Origin of the sequence: Leptolyngbya sp. FACHB-261 (assembly GCF_014696065.1) — a bacterium.
GTDB lineage: Bacteria > Cyanobacteriota > Cyanobacteriia > FACHB-261 > FACHB-261 > FACHB-261.
Map to the genome: position 1 here is coordinate 528,444 of NZ_JACJPL010000018.1, position 19,119 is coordinate 547,562.

General features: G+C 51.0%; 19 protein-coding genes. 13 read left to right on the plus strand and 6 right to left on the minus strand.

Translation table 11 applies throughout. The annotated features are described in order from the left end of the window. Positions 1-88: 88 nt before the first annotated feature. Complete coding sequence (locus H6F94_RS11720) at positions 89-649, plus strand: hypothetical protein (RefSeq protein ID WP_190802387.1); 561 nt, start codon at positions 89-91, stop codon at positions 647-649. A gap of 151 nt (positions 650-800) precedes the next feature. Here H6F94_RS11720 and H6F94_RS32280 read toward each other — a convergent pair whose 3' ends face one another. Continuing rightward, complete coding sequence (locus H6F94_RS32280; protein ID WP_313949273.1) at positions 801-1,067, minus strand: DUF423 domain-containing protein; 267 nt, start codon at positions 1,065-1,067, stop codon at positions 801-803. Positions 1,068-1,408: 341 nt separating this feature from the next. Here H6F94_RS32280 and H6F94_RS11730 point away from each other — a divergent pair, with 341 nt between their 5' ends. The 5 genes from H6F94_RS11730 to H6F94_RS11750 all read left to right on the plus strand — a co-directional run bounded on the left by H6F94_RS11730 (position 1,409) and on the right by H6F94_RS11750 (position 6,897). Continuing rightward, positions 1,409-2,392 carry a multicopper oxidase domain-containing protein gene (locus H6F94_RS11730; protein ID WP_313949277.1) on the plus strand — a complete coding sequence of 328 codons (984 nt, stop codon included), beginning with the start codon at positions 1,409-1,411 and terminating at the stop codon, positions 2,390-2,392. Positions 2,393-2,442: 50 nt separating this feature from the next. Continuing rightward, on the plus strand, positions 2,443-3,474 hold the full coding sequence (locus H6F94_RS11735) for a 4-helix bundle domain-containing protein (protein ID WP_190802388.1): 1,032 nt from the start codon (positions 2,443-2,445) through the stop codon (positions 3,472-3,474). An 89-nt stretch (positions 3,475-3,563) separates the two neighbouring features. Next, a complete protein-coding gene (locus H6F94_RS11740) occupies positions 3,564-4,616 on the plus strand; it encodes an FTR1 family iron permease (protein WP_190802389.1) in 1,053 nt (350 codons plus the stop codon). Between the two features lie 126 nt (positions 4,617-4,742). Next, positions 4,743-5,846, plus strand: coding sequence for an S-layer homology domain-containing protein (locus tag H6F94_RS33235; protein ID WP_190802390.1), 1,104 nt, complete (start codon positions 4,743-4,745; stop codon positions 5,844-5,846). 10 nt (positions 5,847-5,856) lie between these two features. Next, the gene (locus tag H6F94_RS11750) at positions 5,857-6,897 is read left to right on the plus strand and encodes a M42 family metallopeptidase (RefSeq protein WP_190802391.1); all 1,041 of its coding nucleotides are present in this window, start codon (positions 5,857-5,859) and stop codon (positions 6,895-6,897) included. Between the two features lie 86 nt (positions 6,898-6,983). Here the strand turns inward: H6F94_RS11750 and H6F94_RS11755 are convergent, their stop codons facing one another. After that, the gene (locus H6F94_RS11755) at positions 6,984-7,196 is read right to left on the minus strand and encodes a hypothetical protein (RefSeq protein WP_190802392.1); all 213 of its coding nucleotides are present in this window, start codon (positions 7,194-7,196) and stop codon (positions 6,984-6,986) included. 374 nt (positions 7,197-7,570) lie between these two features. Here H6F94_RS11755 and H6F94_RS11760 point away from each other — a divergent pair, with 374 nt between their 5' ends. Both H6F94_RS11760 and H6F94_RS11765 read left to right on the plus strand, forming a co-directional pair. Continuing rightward, positions 7,571-8,830 carry a cation:proton antiporter gene (locus tag H6F94_RS11760; RefSeq protein WP_190802393.1) on the plus strand — a complete coding sequence of 420 codons (1,260 nt, stop codon included), beginning with the start codon at positions 7,571-7,573 and terminating at the stop codon, positions 8,828-8,830. Between the two features lie 54 nt (positions 8,831-8,884). Then, entirely contained in the window at positions 8,885-9,922 is a 1,038-nt protein-coding gene (locus H6F94_RS11765; protein ID WP_190802394.1) for an AI-2E family transporter, read from the plus strand. Between the two features lie 21 nt (positions 9,923-9,943). Here H6F94_RS11765 and H6F94_RS11770 read toward each other — a convergent pair whose 3' ends face one another. Continuing rightward, positions 9,944-10,438 carry an MgtC/SapB family protein gene (locus tag H6F94_RS11770; RefSeq protein ID WP_190802395.1) on the minus strand — a complete coding sequence of 165 codons (495 nt, stop codon included), beginning with the start codon at positions 10,436-10,438 and terminating at the stop codon, positions 9,944-9,946. A 208-nt stretch (positions 10,439-10,646) separates the two neighbouring features. On the opposite strand from H6F94_RS11770, the gene H6F94_RS11775 reads away from it, so the two are divergent. The 3 genes from H6F94_RS11775 (at position 10,647) to H6F94_RS11785 (ending at position 14,454) form a co-directional block, all read left to right on the plus strand. Beyond that, a complete protein-coding gene (locus H6F94_RS11775) occupies positions 10,647-12,098 on the plus strand; it encodes a DUF2157 domain-containing protein (protein ID WP_190802396.1) in 1,452 nt (483 codons plus the stop codon). A 5-nt stretch (positions 12,099-12,103) separates the two neighbouring features. Beyond that, complete coding sequence (locus tag H6F94_RS11780; RefSeq protein WP_190802397.1) at positions 12,104-12,727, plus strand: GDYXXLXY domain-containing protein; 624 nt, start codon at positions 12,104-12,106, stop codon at positions 12,725-12,727. A 74-nt stretch (positions 12,728-12,801) separates the two neighbouring features. Then, positions 12,802-14,454, plus strand: coding sequence for an N-acetylmuramoyl-L-alanine amidase (locus H6F94_RS11785; protein ID WP_190802398.1), 1,653 nt, complete (start codon positions 12,802-12,804; stop codon positions 14,452-14,454). Between the two features lie 41 nt (positions 14,455-14,495). Here the strand turns inward: H6F94_RS11785 and H6F94_RS11790 are convergent, their stop codons facing one another. Beyond that, positions 14,496-14,987, minus strand: a complete 492-nt coding sequence (locus tag H6F94_RS11790; RefSeq protein ID WP_242041109.1) for a thermonuclease family protein — start codon at positions 14,985-14,987, stop codon at positions 14,496-14,498. A 312-nt stretch (positions 14,988-15,299) separates the two neighbouring features. On the opposite strand from H6F94_RS11790, the gene H6F94_RS11795 reads away from it, so the two are divergent. Together H6F94_RS11795 and H6F94_RS11800 are read left to right on the plus strand one after the other, a co-directional pair. Then, entirely contained in the window at positions 15,300-16,526 is a 1,227-nt protein-coding gene (locus tag H6F94_RS11795; protein WP_190802399.1) for a NupC/NupG family nucleoside CNT transporter, read from the plus strand. 139 nt (positions 16,527-16,665) lie between these two features. Then, positions 16,666-17,070: a phosphomannose isomerase type II C-terminal cupin domain gene (locus H6F94_RS11800; protein ID WP_190802400.1), complete on the plus strand. Its 405-nt coding sequence runs from the start codon at positions 16,666-16,668 to the stop codon at positions 17,068-17,070. Between the two features lie 20 nt (positions 17,071-17,090). Here H6F94_RS11800 and H6F94_RS11805 read toward each other — a convergent pair whose 3' ends face one another. Beyond that, on the minus strand, positions 17,091-17,897 hold the full coding sequence (locus tag H6F94_RS11805) for a WecB/TagA/CpsF family glycosyltransferase (protein WP_190802401.1): 807 nt from the start codon (positions 17,895-17,897) through the stop codon (positions 17,091-17,093). Then, positions 17,894-18,961, minus strand: a complete 1,068-nt coding sequence (locus H6F94_RS11810; RefSeq protein ID WP_190802402.1) for an NAD-dependent epimerase/dehydratase family protein — start codon at positions 18,959-18,961, stop codon at positions 17,894-17,896. The genes H6F94_RS11805 and H6F94_RS11810 overlap by 4 nt, the downstream gene beginning before the upstream one ends. Between the last annotated feature and the right edge of the window lie 158 nt (positions 18,962-19,119).

Below are 19,119 nucleotides of genomic sequence, written 5' to 3' on the forward strand. Positions count from 1 at the left end.
AAAGTTTCGCATCTTTATCTGCCAAGCCCATAACCTACAGATTAGGCTGTGATCAGCGATACGTAGCGCGATTCAGAGGAGCATTTTAGTGAAATTAAAAGCAGTGAAATTAAAAGCATTTTTGCTAACCACCGTACTCGCGCCGCTCACCATTTCTGGCTGGCTGGTTGTCAGTTGTTCCTCCTCTGCTCAACAGCAGCCGTTGGCGTCAGCCGCAATCCCAAACCCGGTTGCTCAAGCTCCGGCTGCTGAACCCGTGAGCCCAGACGAACCTTCGAATACGACCCTCAACGAACGCTTTTCTCTCGCTAACTCTTTGGAACGGCTCCAGCAGATTGAATCGGCACTCAAAAGTTTTCAGGCTTTGACCCAGAAGGTAGAGGGCAAGTTGCCCAAAAGGGAGCTAGCTCAGGTCGGCAATACAGATTCGGAAACTCAAAATCTAGGCTTTCATAATTGGTCTGGTGCTGTTGAAGGCACCTTGAGGAAACAAAATTACCAGCTCAAACAGCTAGAGTTTCAGCTGGCTCAAAAGCAATTCGCTTATGGAGAAATTCAACGAGCGGAGCTAGATCAAAAAGAGCGAAGCTTCAAACAAGCCGAACAGGATTTTCAGACCTTTTTAAGCTCTTTTCAAATCGCAGATTAGTTTCTAGTTGGTTAGCTCTAGTGGGTTAATTCTAGTTGAGTCTCCGTTCACTTGCCTAACAGGGCGCTGAGAGACAGAGAACCCCAGCCCAGCATAAAAGCCAGCCCACCCAAAGGCGCAACGGCCCCTAAAATCTTGGGGCTACCAAAGCTCAAGCGTACAGACTACCGCAGAAAATGAGAATGCCTGTAACGAAGGCATAGCCTGCCACTTGCACGCTCAAGCCTGGCCAACGACTCCAAGCCCAAGCAGTCACCAAGAGCGCTAAGGCGTGATACATCTGGTATCGGGCTGCAGTTTCAAATGTCGTCAGGGCTTTGGCATCCAAACGCTCCCCCAGCCAGTGGGCTCCGAAGGCTCCTGCGGCAACAGAGGATAAGGCGAATAGCCCACCCAACGCGAAGAAAAGACGGTCCACAGCCAATCTCCCATAGCAGACTACTTCTTAGCGTACCTGCAACTCAAAACTATTCTCAATACAGATTAAATAAGGTTTTGCAGCCCAATGCCGGTTTTGAGCTGTCACGCCCAAGGTCTTGGTTCTGGCCCTGTAGGCAAATCGCTCTTGTCAACGCTCCTGTAAGCGCCCCTGTTGCTTGATCTAATCAGGAAGTGTTTAGAAGCCAAAGTGTAATAAAATCGCCGCGAATTTGGCAGAAAGTCTAGACATTCGGGGAAATGCCAGCTATATAGTTGAGAATCATTGGCTATATAGTTGAAAATGTTTTGCAGTAAGCCTCCTGATTCTGATTGCGCTCTGTGGTAAATTACGCTTCTTTGATAGGGCGGCGCAAGCTGTTGCACTGGGGATTGGCAGGGGGAGCCTCGAGCGCTGGATTGGCAGCTCTCAGGCAGTTTTGGCCTGGGCAGAAGACCGCACCCCGCATCCCGCCTCTGCCCAACCTGCCTAGCGTGGCGCAGGGATGGAATCCAATGGCTTCGCTCCGAGAGTTTGATTACGGCACCCTCAAGCGCGAGAACGGGCGCACGGTGCGTGAATTCCGGATCACCGCAGGCACAACTGATATTGCGCTGAACTCAGCAGTTTCCTTCAATACCTGGAACTTCAATGGCAGAGTGCCTGGGCCAACCTTACGCGTCACACAAGGCGATCGGGTGCGAGTTCTGTTTTGGAATAATGGGGGCCATTCCCATTCGATGCACTTTCATGGCATTCATTCAGCAGCAATGGATGGCGTTAAGCCAGTGCGTCATAGTACTGCAACTGTCTACGAATTTGATGCTGAACCTTACGGGGTTCATCTCTACCATTGTCATGTTGAGCCTGTAACTCGTCATATCGGTAAAGGGCTCTACGGTATGTTCATCATCGATCCGCCGGAGGGCCGTCCTCCAGCTGACGAAATGGTCTTGACGATGGGAGCCTATGACGTTGACGAAGACCACAAAAATGAGTTTTACGCCTTCAATGGCTTACCCCATTACTACATGCGGCAGCCAATTCCGATTCAGCAAAATCAACTGATTCGGTTGTACTTGCTCAACATGATCGAGCTCGATCCGGTAGCAACCTTCCACATTCACGCGAATTTATTTCAGGTTTATCGCACAGGTCGCACGCTCATCCCCAGTGAAGAAACAGATGTGATCACGATGGGGACAGCAGAACGACATATTTTGGAATTTACCTACCGTTCGCCGGGTAAATATATGTTCCATCCTCATCAGGATTGGATCGCTGAAGCAGGTTGTATGGGCCAATTCGAAGTACTACCTGTTTAGGTTTTCTACGTCCATTTCAAGATTTACTACCTCATTAGGAGACATCCCACATGCTGCGTTCTGATGCTCAAATTAAGCGAGTGCTTGCGGTTACTTTAACTGGTTTTTTGGCCTTAGCCGGTTGTAGTAATTCTGCAGCGAAAGATGCTAGTGGGTCAGCGGCTTCCCCTCAAGCCTCTCAAGCAGTAGAGTCTACGGATATGGCTGGCATGCAGCATGGCAGCGCCCACAAAATAAATATCAATAACGCCATCTTGTCTGAGCTAGACAAGCTAGAAGCAAAGCTGGGTGTGCTAGGACTTTCCAATCAGATTCAAGCCAGCCGCCCCTACGCCACGGTTGAGGAATTAGTATCCAAAAATGTGATTAACCAGGAGCAGTTCGATCAAATCAAAGATTTGGTCACCACTGAGGACATTGAACTCACAGGTGAAGCGAAAGACGTTGACTATATGGTGAAGCTGGGCCTGATGAAAGGGCACTTGATGGTGGCTAAGGAGTTGCTTGACCTAAACCAACCCAAACAGGCTGAACCTCACATTGGTCACCCGGTTGAAGAGATTTACGTCGATGTTGAAGACCAGCTTAACGAGCGTGGTGTTAAGGAATTCAAAACAACCCTGATCAATTTCCAGGATCTAGTCAAGAGTAAGCCCAGTGATCCAGAAGTTGCGCAGACTTATAAGAGTTCGATGAGCGCAGTTGATGAAGCGATTCAGGCGTTGCCAGAAACACAGCGTCAGGATCCAAAATTTGTGCTTCAGGTGATCAATGGCCTGTTAGACACGGCTAACTCGGAATATACAGCTGCGATTGCTGACGGCAAAATTGCGGCGGCGATTGAGTATCAAGATTCCCGTGGTTTTGTGCTCTATGCTCAGCAGCTTTACAAGCTCATTGCTGACCCGATGAGCCAAAACCAGCCCGAGGCCCACAAAGCAATTGAGGCTAATCTGACTAGCTTGATTAAAGCTTGGCCTGCAGCCATCGCCCCAGCTACACCTGTTGTCAGTGCTGCTGATTTAACGAAGCAGGTCAAAGCAATCGAAACTCAGAGTGCAAAAGTAACGGCAACCCCATAAAGCTAGCTCGTAATAGCAACTGAGTAAGCGCCTGAATTTTGGTTGTTTTAGTTGTTTGATTGGATTGGTTAAACCTTAGGAAAACACCTGTGGACTTTAGTACTGCCCTCCCCACCTTTATGATTACCCTGCGTGAAGGGGTGGAAGCTGCTTTGATTGTCGGCATCGTGCTGTCCTACCTAAAAAAAGCAGGGCGTAGTCAGCTGAATGGGTGGGTCTACTTTGGCATTGCGGCGGGGATTGGTCTAAGTGCCCTCACAGGTGTTTTCTTTAATCTGCTGATTAATGGCATTAATGCTGCCGCTGGTCAGTATGGGGCTGTTATTGAGCCTTTACTGGAAGCAGGCTTTAGTGTTCTGGCAATTGCCATGCTGAGTTGGATGCTAATCTGGATGACTCAGCAGGCTCGCTTCCTAAAAAGCCAAGTTGAAGGGGCTGTAGGGGGTGCTTTGCAGACTTCAACAGGTGCTGGCTGGGGTATATTCATTCTGATTGCCGCCGCAGTTTTGCGCGAAGGCTTTGAAACTGTATTATTTATTGCCGCCAAATTTCAACAGGGGTCGGTACCTGCGGTGGGTGCAGTAGCTGGCTTACTAACAGCGACAGCAATTGGCCTACTCATTTTCAAATTTGGCATCCGTATTGATATTCGCTTGTTCTTCAAAGTGATGGGAGTTTTGCTGCTGCTGATTGTGTCTGGCTTGGTAGTCAGCACGTTGTCACATGTTGACACTGCAATGCAGGTGCTCTCTCAGTTTGATCGCCAATCAGCAGGTCTGTGCTTCTACTACGAACGCTTTACCAAGGAACACTCCTGCGTTCTAGGACCAATGGTCTGGAACTTCGCTAAGGGGCTACCAGAAGATAAATTTCCGGGCGTTGTCTTGAATGCTTTATTTGGCTACACAGACCGGCTGTATACAGTACAAGCGATGGCTTATGGTCTGTTTCTGATCACGGCAGGCATGCTCTACTGGCAAAGTCTCTCTGGTTGGGTTCTCTTGAAACCCTGGAAGTTGAGCAGTGCCGGTTTATTTGATCTCGGTGCTTGGCTAAGGCCTAACCCTACCTCTAACTTGGCTAGCTCCGATCCTGCCAAGGATGCGAGTGCCAAAGGAGGGCAAGGGCCAAGCCTGAAGTAAGCTGTGGTTCGGAGCGCTAAAAAGCACTTTTTGCGCCGCTAGCTCTTGGGCTGCTCCATCTCGGAACCTTTGCGTTAGCGTGGAGCTAGATGCCAACGGTAGCAGCCTAACTACCTTAATTGCCCTGTGTGCGACCTCCGCCTCTTCCGAGCTTGTTTGCTTCTTAGCCTTGCCCTCGCAGCCACCAGTTGTCAGGGCACAGGTGCTGGCCAAGCGCTCCAGACTGCCACTGCTGCGGATCCTCTGCTGCAATCACCTTCGCCTTCTAGTTCGCCGCCTTTGGAGGAGCCTGGGCCACTGGTGGCATCGCCCGACTCTCCTGCGCCGATCACTCAACCTTCACCTGCCTCAAGTCCCCTAGCCAGCGGAGCTGCGCCTCAACCTGGCGATCCTGGCTTTATCGGTCCTGTCCCGTCACCGGAAGCGTCGAGAACGCCTTCCGCACAGACTACATCAGAGACTGCATCAGGACCGCAGCAGTTCAGCGACCTAGGTCAGGCACCCGAGGAGTTGCGCTCGTACATCACAGACCTGGGTACTTTGGGGGTGCTCACTGGCCAAAAAGGCAGTCAATCAGACCAGTTTAGTCCCAACAAAACGATTACTCGGCGCGAGTATGCGCGCTGGCTGGTTGCTGCAAACAACCGTCTCTATGCTGAACGGCCCGGACGGCAAATCCGCTTGGGCCGTCCAGGGTCAACCCCTGCCTTCACAGATGTGCCCAGCAGCGATCCGGACTTTGGTGCCATTCAAGGCCTGGCTGAAGCGGGTCTGATTCCCAGCTCTCTCTCGGGTGACAGCACGACCGTCCAGTTCCGCCAAAGCGCTCCGCTCACTCGGGAGGACCTGGTGCTTTGGAAGGTGCCCTTGGACACGCGCCAGGTCTTACCGAGTGCCACGGTTGAGTCGGTGCAAAAGACCTGGGGTTTCCAAGATACTGAGCGCATCTCGCCCAGAGCGTTGCGAGCTTTGCTTGCCGACAATCAGGCAGGCGATCTTGCCAATGTACGACGGGCATTTGGTTACACAACGCTATTTCAGCCCAAACGCCCAGTAACGCGGGCTGAGGCAGTAGCGGTGCTCTGGTTCTTTGGCACCGAGGGCGATGGCCTATCGGCTCAGGATGCACTTCAGGCTTTGCGGCAGCAAGAACAACAGGAGCAACAAGAGCAGCAAGAACAACAAGATGCCCAAGCGCAGCCCCAATCAACGCCAAACGAGGCGCCGTAACTAAATCTCTATGACCTTGGACCACCTGTTCACAACCATTGAAGAACTGGTTCTACTGCACTCTCCCAGTGGCGTAGAATCCGAGATTGATGGGGTTTTGCTAGAGCGGTTTAAGGCTCTGGGCGTCGAAACCTGGCAGGACGATGCGGGCAATGTCATCGCCTTTTTACCTGGTCAGAGTCACGAACGAACTCTGGCGATCACCGGTCACAAAGATGAAATCGGCATGATCGTTAAGGCGATTGAGGCTAATGGTCGCTTGCAGATCCGTCGTCTCGGCGGTACCTTCCCCTGGGTCTATGGCGAAGGCGTAGTCGATATCTTGGGTGATCAGCGCTTGCTCCAGGGGGTCCTATCGTTTGGATCGCGCCACATTTCCCATGAGTCGCCGCAGAAGGTGTTTCAGGAGAACGTGCCGCTGAAATGGGAAGACACTTGGGTGGAAACCAAGCTCAGCGCGGCTGAGCTAGAAGAAGCAGGCGTGCGTCCGGGCAGTCGCGTGGTGGTAGGCAACCATCGTAAGCGCCCCTTTCGGCTCGGGGGGGCTTACATCGCCAGCTACACTCTGGACAACAAGGCTGCGGTTGCCATTCTGCTGGCGTTGGCCGAACAAATTCAATCCCCTCGCTATGATGTTTATCTCGTGGCTTCAGCTAAGGAAGAAGTCGGAGCCATTGGTGTCCTGCACTTCACCCAACGCCAGAAAATTGACGAATTGATTGCCTTGGAAGTTTGCCCCATCGCACCCGAGTATCCGGTTCAGGCGGGTGAGGCTCCGGTGTTGCTGTCTCAGGATGGCTACGGTGTGTACGATGAGCAGCTCAACCAACGCCTGCGGGAAGCCGCTCAGCAGCAGGGAGTTCCCTTGCAGTTGGCTGTGCTCAGTGGCTTTGGTAGCGATGGTTCAATCGCGATGAAAAGCGGCCATGTCGCTCGCAGCGCCTGCCTTGGTTTTCCTACTGAAAACACCCATGGTTATGAAATCGCGCATTTAGGCGCAATCAGCAACTGCATTCAGTTGCTACGAGCCTACTGTGAGGGCGAGAAATAGGCTAGGAATAAGCGTCCAGAGCCAGCTTGAGACCGGTTTGAGCGAGCCTGTCTTGGCATTTCCCTAGCTAAGGTTTCAGCCAAGGTTTAGGGTAGGCAGCCGTAAATGGTTTGGTAGATGCTGGTCAGCACGGAGAGGTGACTGGCCAGGATACAAATCGCCATCAGGCTCAAAAAACTGAGGCTACTCCAGCCCAGACAGCCCAGGTAATCAACTCTGATTGGCTGCTGATTCTGGCGTTGATTCTGAGAATTGCTGGGGAGATTATGGTTGAGAGTTGGGTTAAGCGGCTCGGTCACGAGCTACTCCTAGACCTATCATTACCGAAACTATTGTTCCTGTTTGCAGCGTCTATTGGTGGTCTGCTTCAAAATTTGTCATGGAAGCCGGAGGAACTGCCAGAATCTTGAGAAGAAACTTTAGAATGGCTTGCCAGTTTGATAGGCAATTGTAAGAAATCAGTTCGATTAAATCGTAATCACCAATGCATAAATGATGAAAATAGTAGTGATTAGAAACTGCCATTTCAATTGAGAAGACTGCACATTTATTGCAAGTAAATATGCGTTAAAACAGGTAAAACTTGCCAACAAATCTATCAAAGGGCGGTTGAACTACAAGAGAAGCTGCAATAAGCTCTGGAGTCAGCCCGTTTTGAAATTGGACTGATCCGGTGGATGACTACATTCTGAATTTACTAGTGATTGGCTTGTTGCTGTTGTCGGTCACCCTAGGATCGGGTTGGATTGCACGATTACCTTTATCTTATGCGATGATTTATTTGGTGATCGGAATCACCCTAAGTCCTTATGGTGTTGGGCTAATTGATTTACGACCCAGCGCTCAAATTCTTGAACGATTAACAGAGTTTGTTGTCATCGTTTCTCTGTTTAGCTGTGGCCTGAAGATGAACCGGCCTCTACAGCTTTGGGCTTGGAATTCTACGGCGAGACTAATTGGCTTTTTGATGCCAATTTGTATCTTCTCAGTGGCCGCTGTCGGTCACTGGCTGCTGAAGCTGGAGTGGGGGGTAGCTATACTACTGGGGGCGATCTTAGCGCCAACTGATCCTGTACTAGCATCAGAAGTTCAGATGTACGATCCCGAAGATCGGGATGAAGTGCGTTTTGGTCTGACTTCGGAAGGGGGCTTAAACGATGCCTTGGCTTTTCCCTTTGTCTACTTCGGTTTGCACTGGCTTGAAGACAGCAATTGGCAAAATTGGTTTAGACAGTGGGTCTTAATTGATTTACTTTGGGCTATTGCTGCCGGCCTTGTGATGGGAATTTTGGTGGCTCGGGGGATTGTTTGGATCGACAAAAAACTGCAAGAGCTCCGGCCCGTTGATAATCTAATGGAAGATTTCGTGGCGCTCAGCGCCATTTTAGTCACCTACTCGCTCACTGAAGTCGTCAATGGCTATGGCTTTCTGGCAGTGTTCGTTGCCGGCATGACGATTCAACGAGCCTACCATGACCCTGATAAGCAGCTTTCGCAGCTGGAATTTACTGAGCGCATTGAGAAATTGATGGAGATCGCTACCATCTTGTTGTTGGGCTCTCTGTTGCGAGTTGAGCCGATGCTGCGCTTCGGTCCGCAGGCTCTGCTCGTTGCAGGGTTATTAATCTTAGTCATTCGACCGATTGGGGCTTGGGTGAGCACCTTGGGCTACCGTTTCCATCCGGTGAAACGTTCACTATTTGGCTGGTTTGGTATCCGAGGTGTCGGTTCGCTTTACTATCTGTTTTATGCTCTAGGGAAGGGTTTGCAGGGGGAACAGGGGGAGCAGATTGCCTGGATTACCTTCACCACGATCGTGTTCTCCGTGATTGTGCATGGTACTAGTGCGACACCTTTAATGAATTGGTATCAAACTCAGTTTAAGAAGGAGAAACTGACCCCACCACCGCCTCCTGTCATGCAAGATCAGTGAGCTGGTTCACAGGCTCGTGGCCAACCAATCTATAGGGGAGAGGAGCAAACGACAGTGGGTGAACGACCAATCATTAAACCTTGGCAGCAGGTCAGTAATCGAGATTTGGTTCGTTTTCTCCTCTTGTTTGCCTGTAGCTGGGCCCTGCTCCAGATCTTGGTTTATTTCAACCATGTGATTGTGATTTTCACGGTCGCATCCATCACTGCGTTTCTGTTGAACTATCCAGTTCGGTGGCTCAAGCAGCTAATGCCTCGCGGTCTGGCTGTTGCTCTGGTGTTCTTCACAAGTCTGATTCTGATCACTGGTTTAACTGTGACCTTGGGACTAGAAGTTTTATCTCAAGGTCAGCAGTTGATTGATAGTGTGAGTAGCTTTGTCAACTCTTTAACCCCTCAAGTGGAGCGATTGGAGGGAGTTTTGCGGGTGCGTAGGATTCCCGTCAACCTAAGGGTTATTGAAGAACAGATTAGAAATCAAGTCTTAGCGGGCATTGGCTTTGGCTTGACTTTTTTGCAGGTTATTCTTGCAAACTTGGTTGATTTTATTCTAATTGCTGTTGTCACCTTTTATATGTTGCTTGATGGTCACCGGCTCTGGACACTTGTCCTCAAAGCGCTGCCACCGACCCTACGCAATCGGTTCAATCGAACGGTGCAACTTAAATTTCTAGGTTTCTTTCAGGGACAGCTAATTCTGTGCCTGTTTCTGACAACTTGCACGATGGTCGCTTTTCTAATCATGCAAGTGCCCTTTGCCCTAATCCTAGCCGTGATTGTGGCTGTTTTTGACCTGATTCCTGGCATTGGGGCAACTTTGGGTGTATTTTTAGTTTTTCTAATTTTGCTGTTGCAAAATCCTTGGCTAGCCTTTCGGGTCCTGCTACTTTGCATTGTTTTGCAACAGATTCAGGACAATTTTATCTACCCACGTGTAATGGGAACCTCTTTAAATATTAATCCTGTTGTGATCTTTTTCGCGCTGCTGGTGGGAGCTAGAGTGGCAGGATTATTAGGCGTATTTTTGGCGATCCCAATTGCTGGGGTAGTCGTCAGCATGTTTGAGATTGATGAAATGAAAGGTGAGGCTTAAGCTTTCTCTGCCTAACTGTAGTTAGGGATCAGTGTCTTTATGGAGTTTCGTCCACCGTTCTAGCTGTTTCACGCCGCTGAGAGTTCCTAGGGTCAACACGGCGCCGATCAGAGCGATTCCCCAGGCTCCTGAGCCTGCGGCTACCCCAAGTGCTGCTGAAACCCAGATCGCTGCTGCGGAAGTTAACCCTTTGACTTCTGTGCTCGGTCGGTCTGAACGCTGTTGTTGGATCACTTCTCCTGCCCCTAGAAAGCCAACACCGGTCACAATGCCCTGAATGACACGAGATAGAGCATTGTCATCGGCACTTGAACTTAGACCATCGGCATTGACCACTGGTCCAGGTGAAAACTCTAGGACGGCCAGAACGAACAGGGCTGCTCCCAGGCTGACCAGCATATGAGTGCGTAAACCTGCTGGTTTGTGCCTAGATTGCCGCTCCCAACCCACACAAGCGCCGACAGCCAAAGCAATGCCGAGGCGAGAAACAATGGTCCAGAACTCAGTGATCGTCATTCGACTAGCAGAACAACCCTTGAAAGAAGAGTATAAGGTTACCACTTGATGTCTCTTGCAGGAAGGAAGATCGGCGAAAAGTGACAACCTGTGACAGTTATAAAACTGACAACTAAAGTAGCGCTTCGGTGCTTTAATTCGAAGACATTAGTTCCATGATCACCAGCTAAAAGCTTTATCTATCCTTTCGCTTTGGGAAAGGAGCATTATGACTTCAGATGAATTTCGTTATCAACTACGGCGAGAGATTGAGCAATGGCAGGCCGAAGGGCTAATTGATACATTGCAATACCAACGGCTGAGCGAGCGCTATCAATTAGACAGCCTGGATACCTCTGCCAGTAACCGCTTCGTCACAATTTTAGTTGGGCTGGGTGGCTTACTGTTAGGGTTGGGGGTTATCACCTTCGTCGCTGCAAACTGGCAGGCTTGGCCCCGCATCTTCAAGGTTGTTCTGCTTTTGGCTGTGCTTGTGGGGGTGAATGCAACAGGCTTTTATCTGTGGCAACGTTCAAATCAATGGCGGCGCTTAGGGCAGGCTTTGTTGTTGCTCGGGGCTTTGAGCTTAGGGGCCAATTTGGCACTTATGGCGCAGATGTTTCATATCAGCGGGGAGCCATACAAACTATTCTTCGTGTGGTCCCTGGGCACTCTGGCGATGGCCTACGGTTTACGCTTTGTGCCCTTAGGCATCCTATCGCTGTTCTTAATGGCCTGGGGCTATTGGAGCGGTAGCTGGCAGTGGTCATCCTTTGGTGCTGCTCTGCCATTTGAGCTGATTCTGACGCACTTGCCAATTGTTGCTGCACTGGCCTTCGTGCCGTTCGCCTATTGGTGCCGTTCCCGCCCAGCGTTTGGCTTGGCCGCACTGCTGGTGGTTCTGTCGCTAGAGCGGAATCTGTTCATGTCTCCCCAACCCTTGGCCAGAGCAACGGTGAGTGCTGTCGCTTATGCATTGCCACCTGCACTCCTGTGGGGATACCAAGATCACCTTTGGCAACGGCTTGGGCTTAGAGTTGGGCTTAGACAGGGGCTTAGGCTTGAGCAGTCGCCAGCACCGATCCAGTTTCGTCCGTTAGCTCGTCGTTTAGCCCTGTTCTTTTTAGGCCTTGCCTTCTACGGTTTGTCTTTTCACTATGCCTGGCCTACTCAAACTGCTGAAATTGCTCGGGATGAAACCTTGCAACCGAACAATTGGGCACTACTCATAGACATCGTTGTGTTTATCAGCCTTGCCATTTTTGAGTGGCTCAAACTAGCGCAGCAAGCAGAGCAAGGTTCGCTTCGGTGGCATGGGGCGATTAGTAATAGCGCCGTGATTGGTAGCTTCATTGCCTTAGGGGCTGCCGTGCTGACCTGGCATTACGCGCTCAATCCCATTGTTCTATTTGGGGCTTTCTTCTTCAATGTGCTTCTGTTTCTGTTGGCTGGCGGCTTGATTCGGCAGGGTCTCAGTTCAGCCCAGAGATTAACTTTTTGGTCCGGTGTTTTACTGCTAGCACTGCAAGTTCTGAGCCGTTTGTTTGAGTACCAAACTGCCTTGCTGCTGAAGTCATTTGTCTTTGTGCTCTGTGGCATTGGCGTGATTGTGGCAGGTCTATGGTTTGAACGCTATCAGCGCACTCAAGCTGAGGCGGCTGTTTCGCTAACGGGAGAGTAAATTAGATGACTGCAACCACTGGAAGACCCTTGCCCGGTTGGCGGCTGTGGCTGCCTCTGGCGTTTCAGATTGTGCTAGTGGCCGCCGTTCCAGCCCAGGCAATTTATACTCAACTGCTTGGCAGAGCTGTGATTCTGCAAACTGTGCCGGTCGATCCTTATAGCTTGATGCAAGGCTATTCGGTCACCCTCAGCTATGACATTTCCAACTTAGACACGTTAAAGCGCCTACCCGGTTGGCAAGACATCCCTAAAACTGCGAATGCTATGACAAGCAGGGGTAGCCCTGAACGCGTGCCGGGCCCGGAGACAACGTTCTACATCATTTTGGAAGCACCGCCTCAGACCGGAACCCGAACCCCGCCCCAAGCTTGGAAACCGGTTGCCATTCGCTCTGAACAGCCCAAATCTTTGGCTGCTAATCAAGTTGCGCTCAAAGGGCAAGGTAACCACTGGAATGTGCTTTACGGTCTGGAAACTTATTACATTCCAGAAGAAGTGCGATTTGAGTTGAATGAAGCTCTACGCTTAGGTAGCAAACAGGCTCCGGTCGTTGAGATCAAGGTGGACAAACAGGGCCATGCCGTGCCGGTGCGACTGTGGGTGAAAAACCGCGAGTACCGATTCTAAGGGCCGCTACTGAAGGACCCTTTTAGAATACAGAATAAGAAAAATTCTGAATCCTGGTCGATTGGTGGCAACCTTTGCAAATCGTCTATCCTCCCGCAAACTATCAAACTCAAAGTGCTCGCATCTTTATCCTAGGCACGGCTTTACCGAACGGAGAGGTTCGAGTGAATGGTCAAGTTGTGTCCCGTTCAAAGGCTGGTCACTTTGCCCCTAGCTTTGCTTTGGATGTGGGCCTCAATGTATTTCGAGTGAGCTGGCAAGACATTGAGCAGGTTATTCAAATTACGCGGTTAGATGCCACGCTTGTACCTGCCAAAGCTCCAAGCCTGCTGCCTGAATCAATGGTTCCAGTGGAGCCTTTAGCCTGCTTGCCCGATGAAGTCATTTGCTTCTCCGTGATTGGGACTCCAGGGGCGCGGGTCAGAGTGTTAATTGGTGGGCAGATTGTCACTTTGGCGGAAACAGATTACCACACGCAACTGCCTGCTAATCAATCGCTACTGACCAACCAAAATCAGCCCAGGCAACTGTCTCAACCCGGTCTGTACCAGGGATGGACTCGGTTTCACAAACCGGAGCAGTTAGGCCAGCCCCGGTATCAGTTGGAGTGGCAGGAGCAGCAAATTACGCACCTAGGTCAGGCTGCGATTGAGGTTCTTGACCCAGCCCAGCTCTCGGCTGTTGCTGTTACCGCCTGGCAAGCCGATGCTCGAACGGGTCCGGGGACAGACTACGCTCGTCTGACTCCTCTACCTCAGAGAACTCAGGCTACGGTGACGGGGCGTTCTGGCAGCTGGCTGCGACTGGATTACGGCGGTTGGCTATCTGCCTCTCACGCTCAACCTCTGAGCTTGAAACTCCTGCCCTCTCCTGCCTCGGTTCGCAGTGTGGCTTGTACTGAGCGCTCTGGCTGGACGGATGTCATCTTGCCGCTCACTGTGCCAGTGCCCATAAGCGTGCGACAGGAGGCAGATCGGTTTTGGCTAACGCTGCATAACACCGTCGTCCAAACGGACCTGATTCGCCTAAGTGAACAGGGCTGGGTTCAAAGTCTGACCTGGCAGCAGCAGCCTAATCAGGTGGAATGCTGTCTGCGTCTGAAGTCCCCACAACAATGGGGCTACTGCCTGCGCTATGAGGGCTCTTCTCTGGTGCTCAGCCTGCGCCATCCGCCTGACCAAACCCCTCTGATTATGCTGGATCCGGGTCATGGCGGCGAGGCATCAGGGGCGCGAGGCCTTAATGGTTTACCTGAAAAAGATCTCACCCTCAGCCTTGCCCAACAGGTGCAGGAACGGCTGCTGGCTGCCGGATTGCGAGTCAGCCTGACCCGCCAAGCGGATGTATCTCTGTCATTGCAGGAGCGCACTCAACTGATCGAATCTCAGTTGCCAAGCCTGTGCCTGAGTTTGCATTACAACGCTCTGCCCGATGATGGCGATGCCGAGCATACTCAGGGCTTGAGTGCTTTTTGGTATCACCCTCAAAGCTTGGAGTTGGCCCGGTTTTTGTTGTGCTCATTGTTGGAGCGCCTGAACCGTCAATCACATGGTTTGTACTGGGGGAATTTTGCGCTAACTCGGCCAAGTGTTTGTCCTGCCGTACTGCTGGAATTAGGGTTTCTAATCAATCCAGAGGAGTTTGAGTGGATTGTGGAACCGCAAACCCAGACACAAGTTGCCCAAGCTTTGGCCGATGCCATTGTGCAGTGGTTACACACGGCTTAACAGACCCTGTAGCGACTCAAGCTAATGCCTCAAGCTAGCAGTCAAGACCGTTGCCGCTTGCGGTATTCCCAAGGCTTTTGGTAGTTGCGTTGCCAGACACCCAGCTTTTGTTGCTGAGCGATCTTTTGAGCTTGTTGTACGGTTGCGGCATCAGGGCAATTTTTCAAATATTGGTCGTAGACATAAGCCATGCCTGCTTGTGCCTGTTCGGCTTGAAGAAACTTCTGACCCCTTGTGAAAACCTCTGCAACCCTGCGCCCGTAGCGATCGGTGTCCATAATTTTGACCTGGACCTGGCCATCAGCCTGGTTAATCAGCATGCGCAAGTGGTCTCGTGAAGCTTTGCCCAGGGGTTGTGCCAATTCTGGCGCATCAATGCAGGCGAAGCGAACTTTTTCTGTCGTCCCCGCCCGCTCAATCCGGATGGTATCGCCATCGTGAACATCAACAACGGTCCAGCGCTGAGCATTAGCATTGCTGCAGCCTATGAGCCAGACAGCTAAGGCCAAGACCAAGACAATTAGGTTAACCAAACTACCAACTCTAAATCCCAACTTTTGCACTTGGCTTTGCTGCTCAACTCACTCCTAAATTCAATGCTAGACAAACGGATGAAAATAACAACTTCGCCGACGCGCTGGCGCCAGTTCGGTTTGGGTGATTAGTTTACAGTGAGCAATCAAACGAAGCGTAGGGTTGTACTGTTGGAGGCTCTTGGGGGCGCTAACAGCGAGACTGACAGTTTGATGGTTTCAGGTATTTAAGCCATCTTTGCCATCGCTGCCATCACTGCGACCTAGAGCTGTCCCAGCCCTGTATGGAACAAAGTCTTACTTGGAGCAGGCATGGAGCGTTTGATTTCAGCGCTGGGATTAGTTGTCTTCGTGGGAGGGGCCTATGCTTTCTCCGTGAATCGACAGGCCGTGCGCTGGCGAACGGTGCTGTGGGGAATTGCCCTACAAATTGTCTTTGCTCTTTTAATTCTTAGAACTTCGGCAGGCTTTGCTGTTTTCAAATTTCTAGGCGATCTGGTCGGTCAACTGCTCAACTTCTCCGATGCAGGAGCCCGATTTGTTTTTGGTGATGACTTTGAGCGGAACTATTTTGCTTTCAAAGTCTTGCCCACGATTATTTTCTTCTCCGCTCTGATCAGTGTGCTCTACCACTACGGAATTTTGCAGCGGGTTGTGGGTTGGGTGGCCTGGGTCATGATGCGAACGATGGGGACCTCCGGCGCAGAGTCTCTATCTTGTGCTGCCAATATCTTTATTGGTCAAACTGAAGCTCCATTGCTGATCAAGCCGTATGTTGCTCAGATGACGCAATCGGAATTGCATGCTGTCATGACCGGCGGTTTCGCCACAATTGCCGGGGGGGTGATGGCGGCTTACATCTCATTTGGAGTTCCAGCAGGGCATTTAATTGCTGCGTCCGTGATGTCTGCGCCTGCCGCTTTGGCAATCTCCAAACTGCTCTATCCCGAAACCGAAGACTCTCTGACCTCGGGCACTGTCCGTATTGATGTGAAGCGCTCGTCAGCCAACGTCATTGATGCTACGGCTACTGGAGCCTCAGATGGTCTCAAACTGGTACTAAATATTGTGGCAATGCTCATTGCCTTCCTGGCCCTATTGGCTCTGGTCAATGCTCTGTTGGGCGGGCTGGGATCTCTATTCGGTTTGCCCAACCTTTCGCTAGAACTTGTTTTCTCCTACTTGCTGGCTCCAGTGGCCTGGTTGATGGGAGTTCCCTGGGCTGACTGTGCTCAAGTAGGCATCTTATTGGGGAAGAAGACGATCCTAAACGAATTCATCGCCTACCTAGACCTCAAGACCCTAATCAATAATGCACAGGCTGGAACGGGTCCGACCATCTCCGAACGGGCCACCATTATTTCCACTTATGCGCTATGCGGCTTCTCCAACATTGGTTCTATTGGTATTCAGATTGGTGGCATAGGTGGCATCGCTCCTGAGCGTCAAGCTGATTTGGCTCGCTTGGGTGTTCGGGCGATGATCGCTGGCTCTCTGGCCTGTTTCATGACCGCAGCAATTGCAGGAATGCTTCTGTAAGCTGAGGGCTGATGCTGGGCTTATTGATTTTTCACTGCCGAGGGCAGAGCCCCTTGATCAAGGGCGACCCCATAACTGCTAGCCTGGACCGAAAGGCTCTAAATTTCTCAACTGAAGCAGTGGACTGAGTGAGCTAGCCATGAGTCGTAATCGAGACGAGAAACCTGCGTCTATCCCAATCCCATCGCCGACGACAACCCAAATTCGGCCTTGGGGAACTGTGACGCTTTTGGAAGATGGCAAGCTGTACCGAATCAACCGTATTGAAGTTAAGCCCGGCCATCAGATCAGCCCACAAATGCACCACCATCGCAGCGAACATTGGGTGGTGGTTTCCGGTACGGCCCGAGTGGTTTGTGGTGGCAAAGACACGATTGTGACCCAAAACCAATCGACCTACGTTCCGAATTGCACCCCCCACCGTCTGGAGAATCCAGGGGTGATTCCGTTGGTGATGATCGAAGTTCAGAACGGCGAATATCTGGGTGAGGACGACATTATTCGGCTTCAAGAGGGCGAAGAGGGTCAAGTCTCAGCTACATAATCCCTCCACTATTCTTGGGCTCAGCCGATAGACTCTATGCCTTCCTGGCCATTGGGCATTTGGGGAATAAAGCGTTTCCAACCGAAAAGCTGTAGAGCAATATTCCACAGATACAGCGGGTTCAGAATCACGTAACGCCGCCATAGCCGCCTGGGTTCTTGCACCAACCGGTACAGCCATTCCAACCCTGAATCCTGTAAAACCTTGGGGGCTTGGGATAGAGTTCCAGCGTGAAAGTCGAACGCAGCTCCCACCGCAAGAATCGGCATGTTCAACAGCTCTCGGTACTCGTAAGCCCAAACTTCTTGTCGGGGGCAACCTAGCCCGACAAACACCGCTTGAGCTCCTGATGCTTTAATGCGCTCGGCCAAATCCAGACGCTCAATTTCGCTCAGCCTGCGGAATTTTGAAGCTTCTGCTCCGGCAATGACTAAACCTGGAAACCGTTGTTTCAAGTTGTGGGCAAAGCGAGCGAGAACCTCGGGTCGACTCCCATAAAGATAGACCCCCAAGCCTCGTTCAGCAAAAGCCTGAGCAACCCGCAAAGTTAAAGTCGGGCCGTACACTCGGTCTGGCAACCAGTGGCGGTAGAGCCAACCCAATGCCCAGCGCACGGGTTGACCGTCCGGTACTACCCAATCTAGACCGTTTAACCGTCGCGCTTGAACTGGATCTAAAACCCCGGTCATCACCCCATGAACGGCTAAGGCACTAACGGCACAAGGCTGTTGACGTTCAGCTGCCGCCACAATGGTTGCAACTGCAAACTCATAGTCAACAGCAGCAATATTGACCCCTAGAATTGAATGCTTACCCTGATTGATCATGAGTGGCTCCAGCGTTCGAGATTGCACTCGTAGATTTCGTGCAGAATTTTGGGGATATTGTATCGAATTGACCAGTCGGGGTAGCGCAGCTGAAACTTGGACAGATCGCTGACGTACCAAATATGGTCGCCACTGCGGTTGGTCTCCGTATACGAATATTGCAATGGGCGCCCTACAATTTCCTGACAGAGTTCAATTGCTTCCAGCATTGAACAGTTGCTCTCTCTGCCACCACCGATGTTATAAACCTCGCCACTACCGGGATTCTTATAAAACTCATAGAAAGCATTGACCAAATCTGAAGAGTGAATATTATCTCGAACCTGCTTGCCCTTATAACCAAAAATCGTGTATGGCGTTCCAGTCATGGTGCACCTCATCACATAGGCTAAAAAACCGTGTAGCTGTGTGCCTGAGTGATTGGGACCGGTCAAGCAACCGCCACGAAACGAAACAGTCTTCATGCCGAAGTAACGGCCATATTCCTGAACTAAAACGTCCGCGGCCACCTTAGAAGCCCCAAACAGAGAGTGCTTGCTCTGATCGATGCTCATGTCCTCAGAAATACCTGAGACGTAGACATGAGAGGGTTCAATCTCCCAGCGCTTTTCTAGCTCAATTAAAGGTAAATCATTGGGCTTATCCCCATACACCTTGTTGGTTGAGGTAAAAATAAATGGCACTTCCGGGCAATACTCTCGTGTAGCCTGAAGCAGGTTGAGTGTGCCATTGGCATTGACCGAAAAATCCGAGAATGGATCGCCAGCAGCCCAATCATGAGAAGGCTGCGCAGCTGCATGAATCACCAGTGAAATAGATGGGCCAAAGTGTTTAAAAATATCGGCAATCTTTGAGTAGTCTCGAATATCAGTATCGTAGTGGGTGTAGGTGCTGATTTCTTGTTCTAAGCGCTTGCGGTTCCAGTCATTGGAGGCTTCTTCCCCAAAGAAAAACTGGCGCATATTATTGTCAATCCCAACAACCGTCATGCCCAGACGGCTAAAAAAACGCACGGCTTCCGAGCCAACTAGACCCGCCGAACCCGTGATAATCGCGATACTCATGGTTTACCCCCAAGCTCTACGTTCTGCTCCAACAACCCCATGCTTGTTCGCGGTGCATTTAGCTCAATCTAAGCTGCACCTGACTGATCTAATTCACTCATTTCCCTGGCAAAATATCTTCTGCGTACAGTCATAGTGCCCAGCCTGGGAAGTCTCCC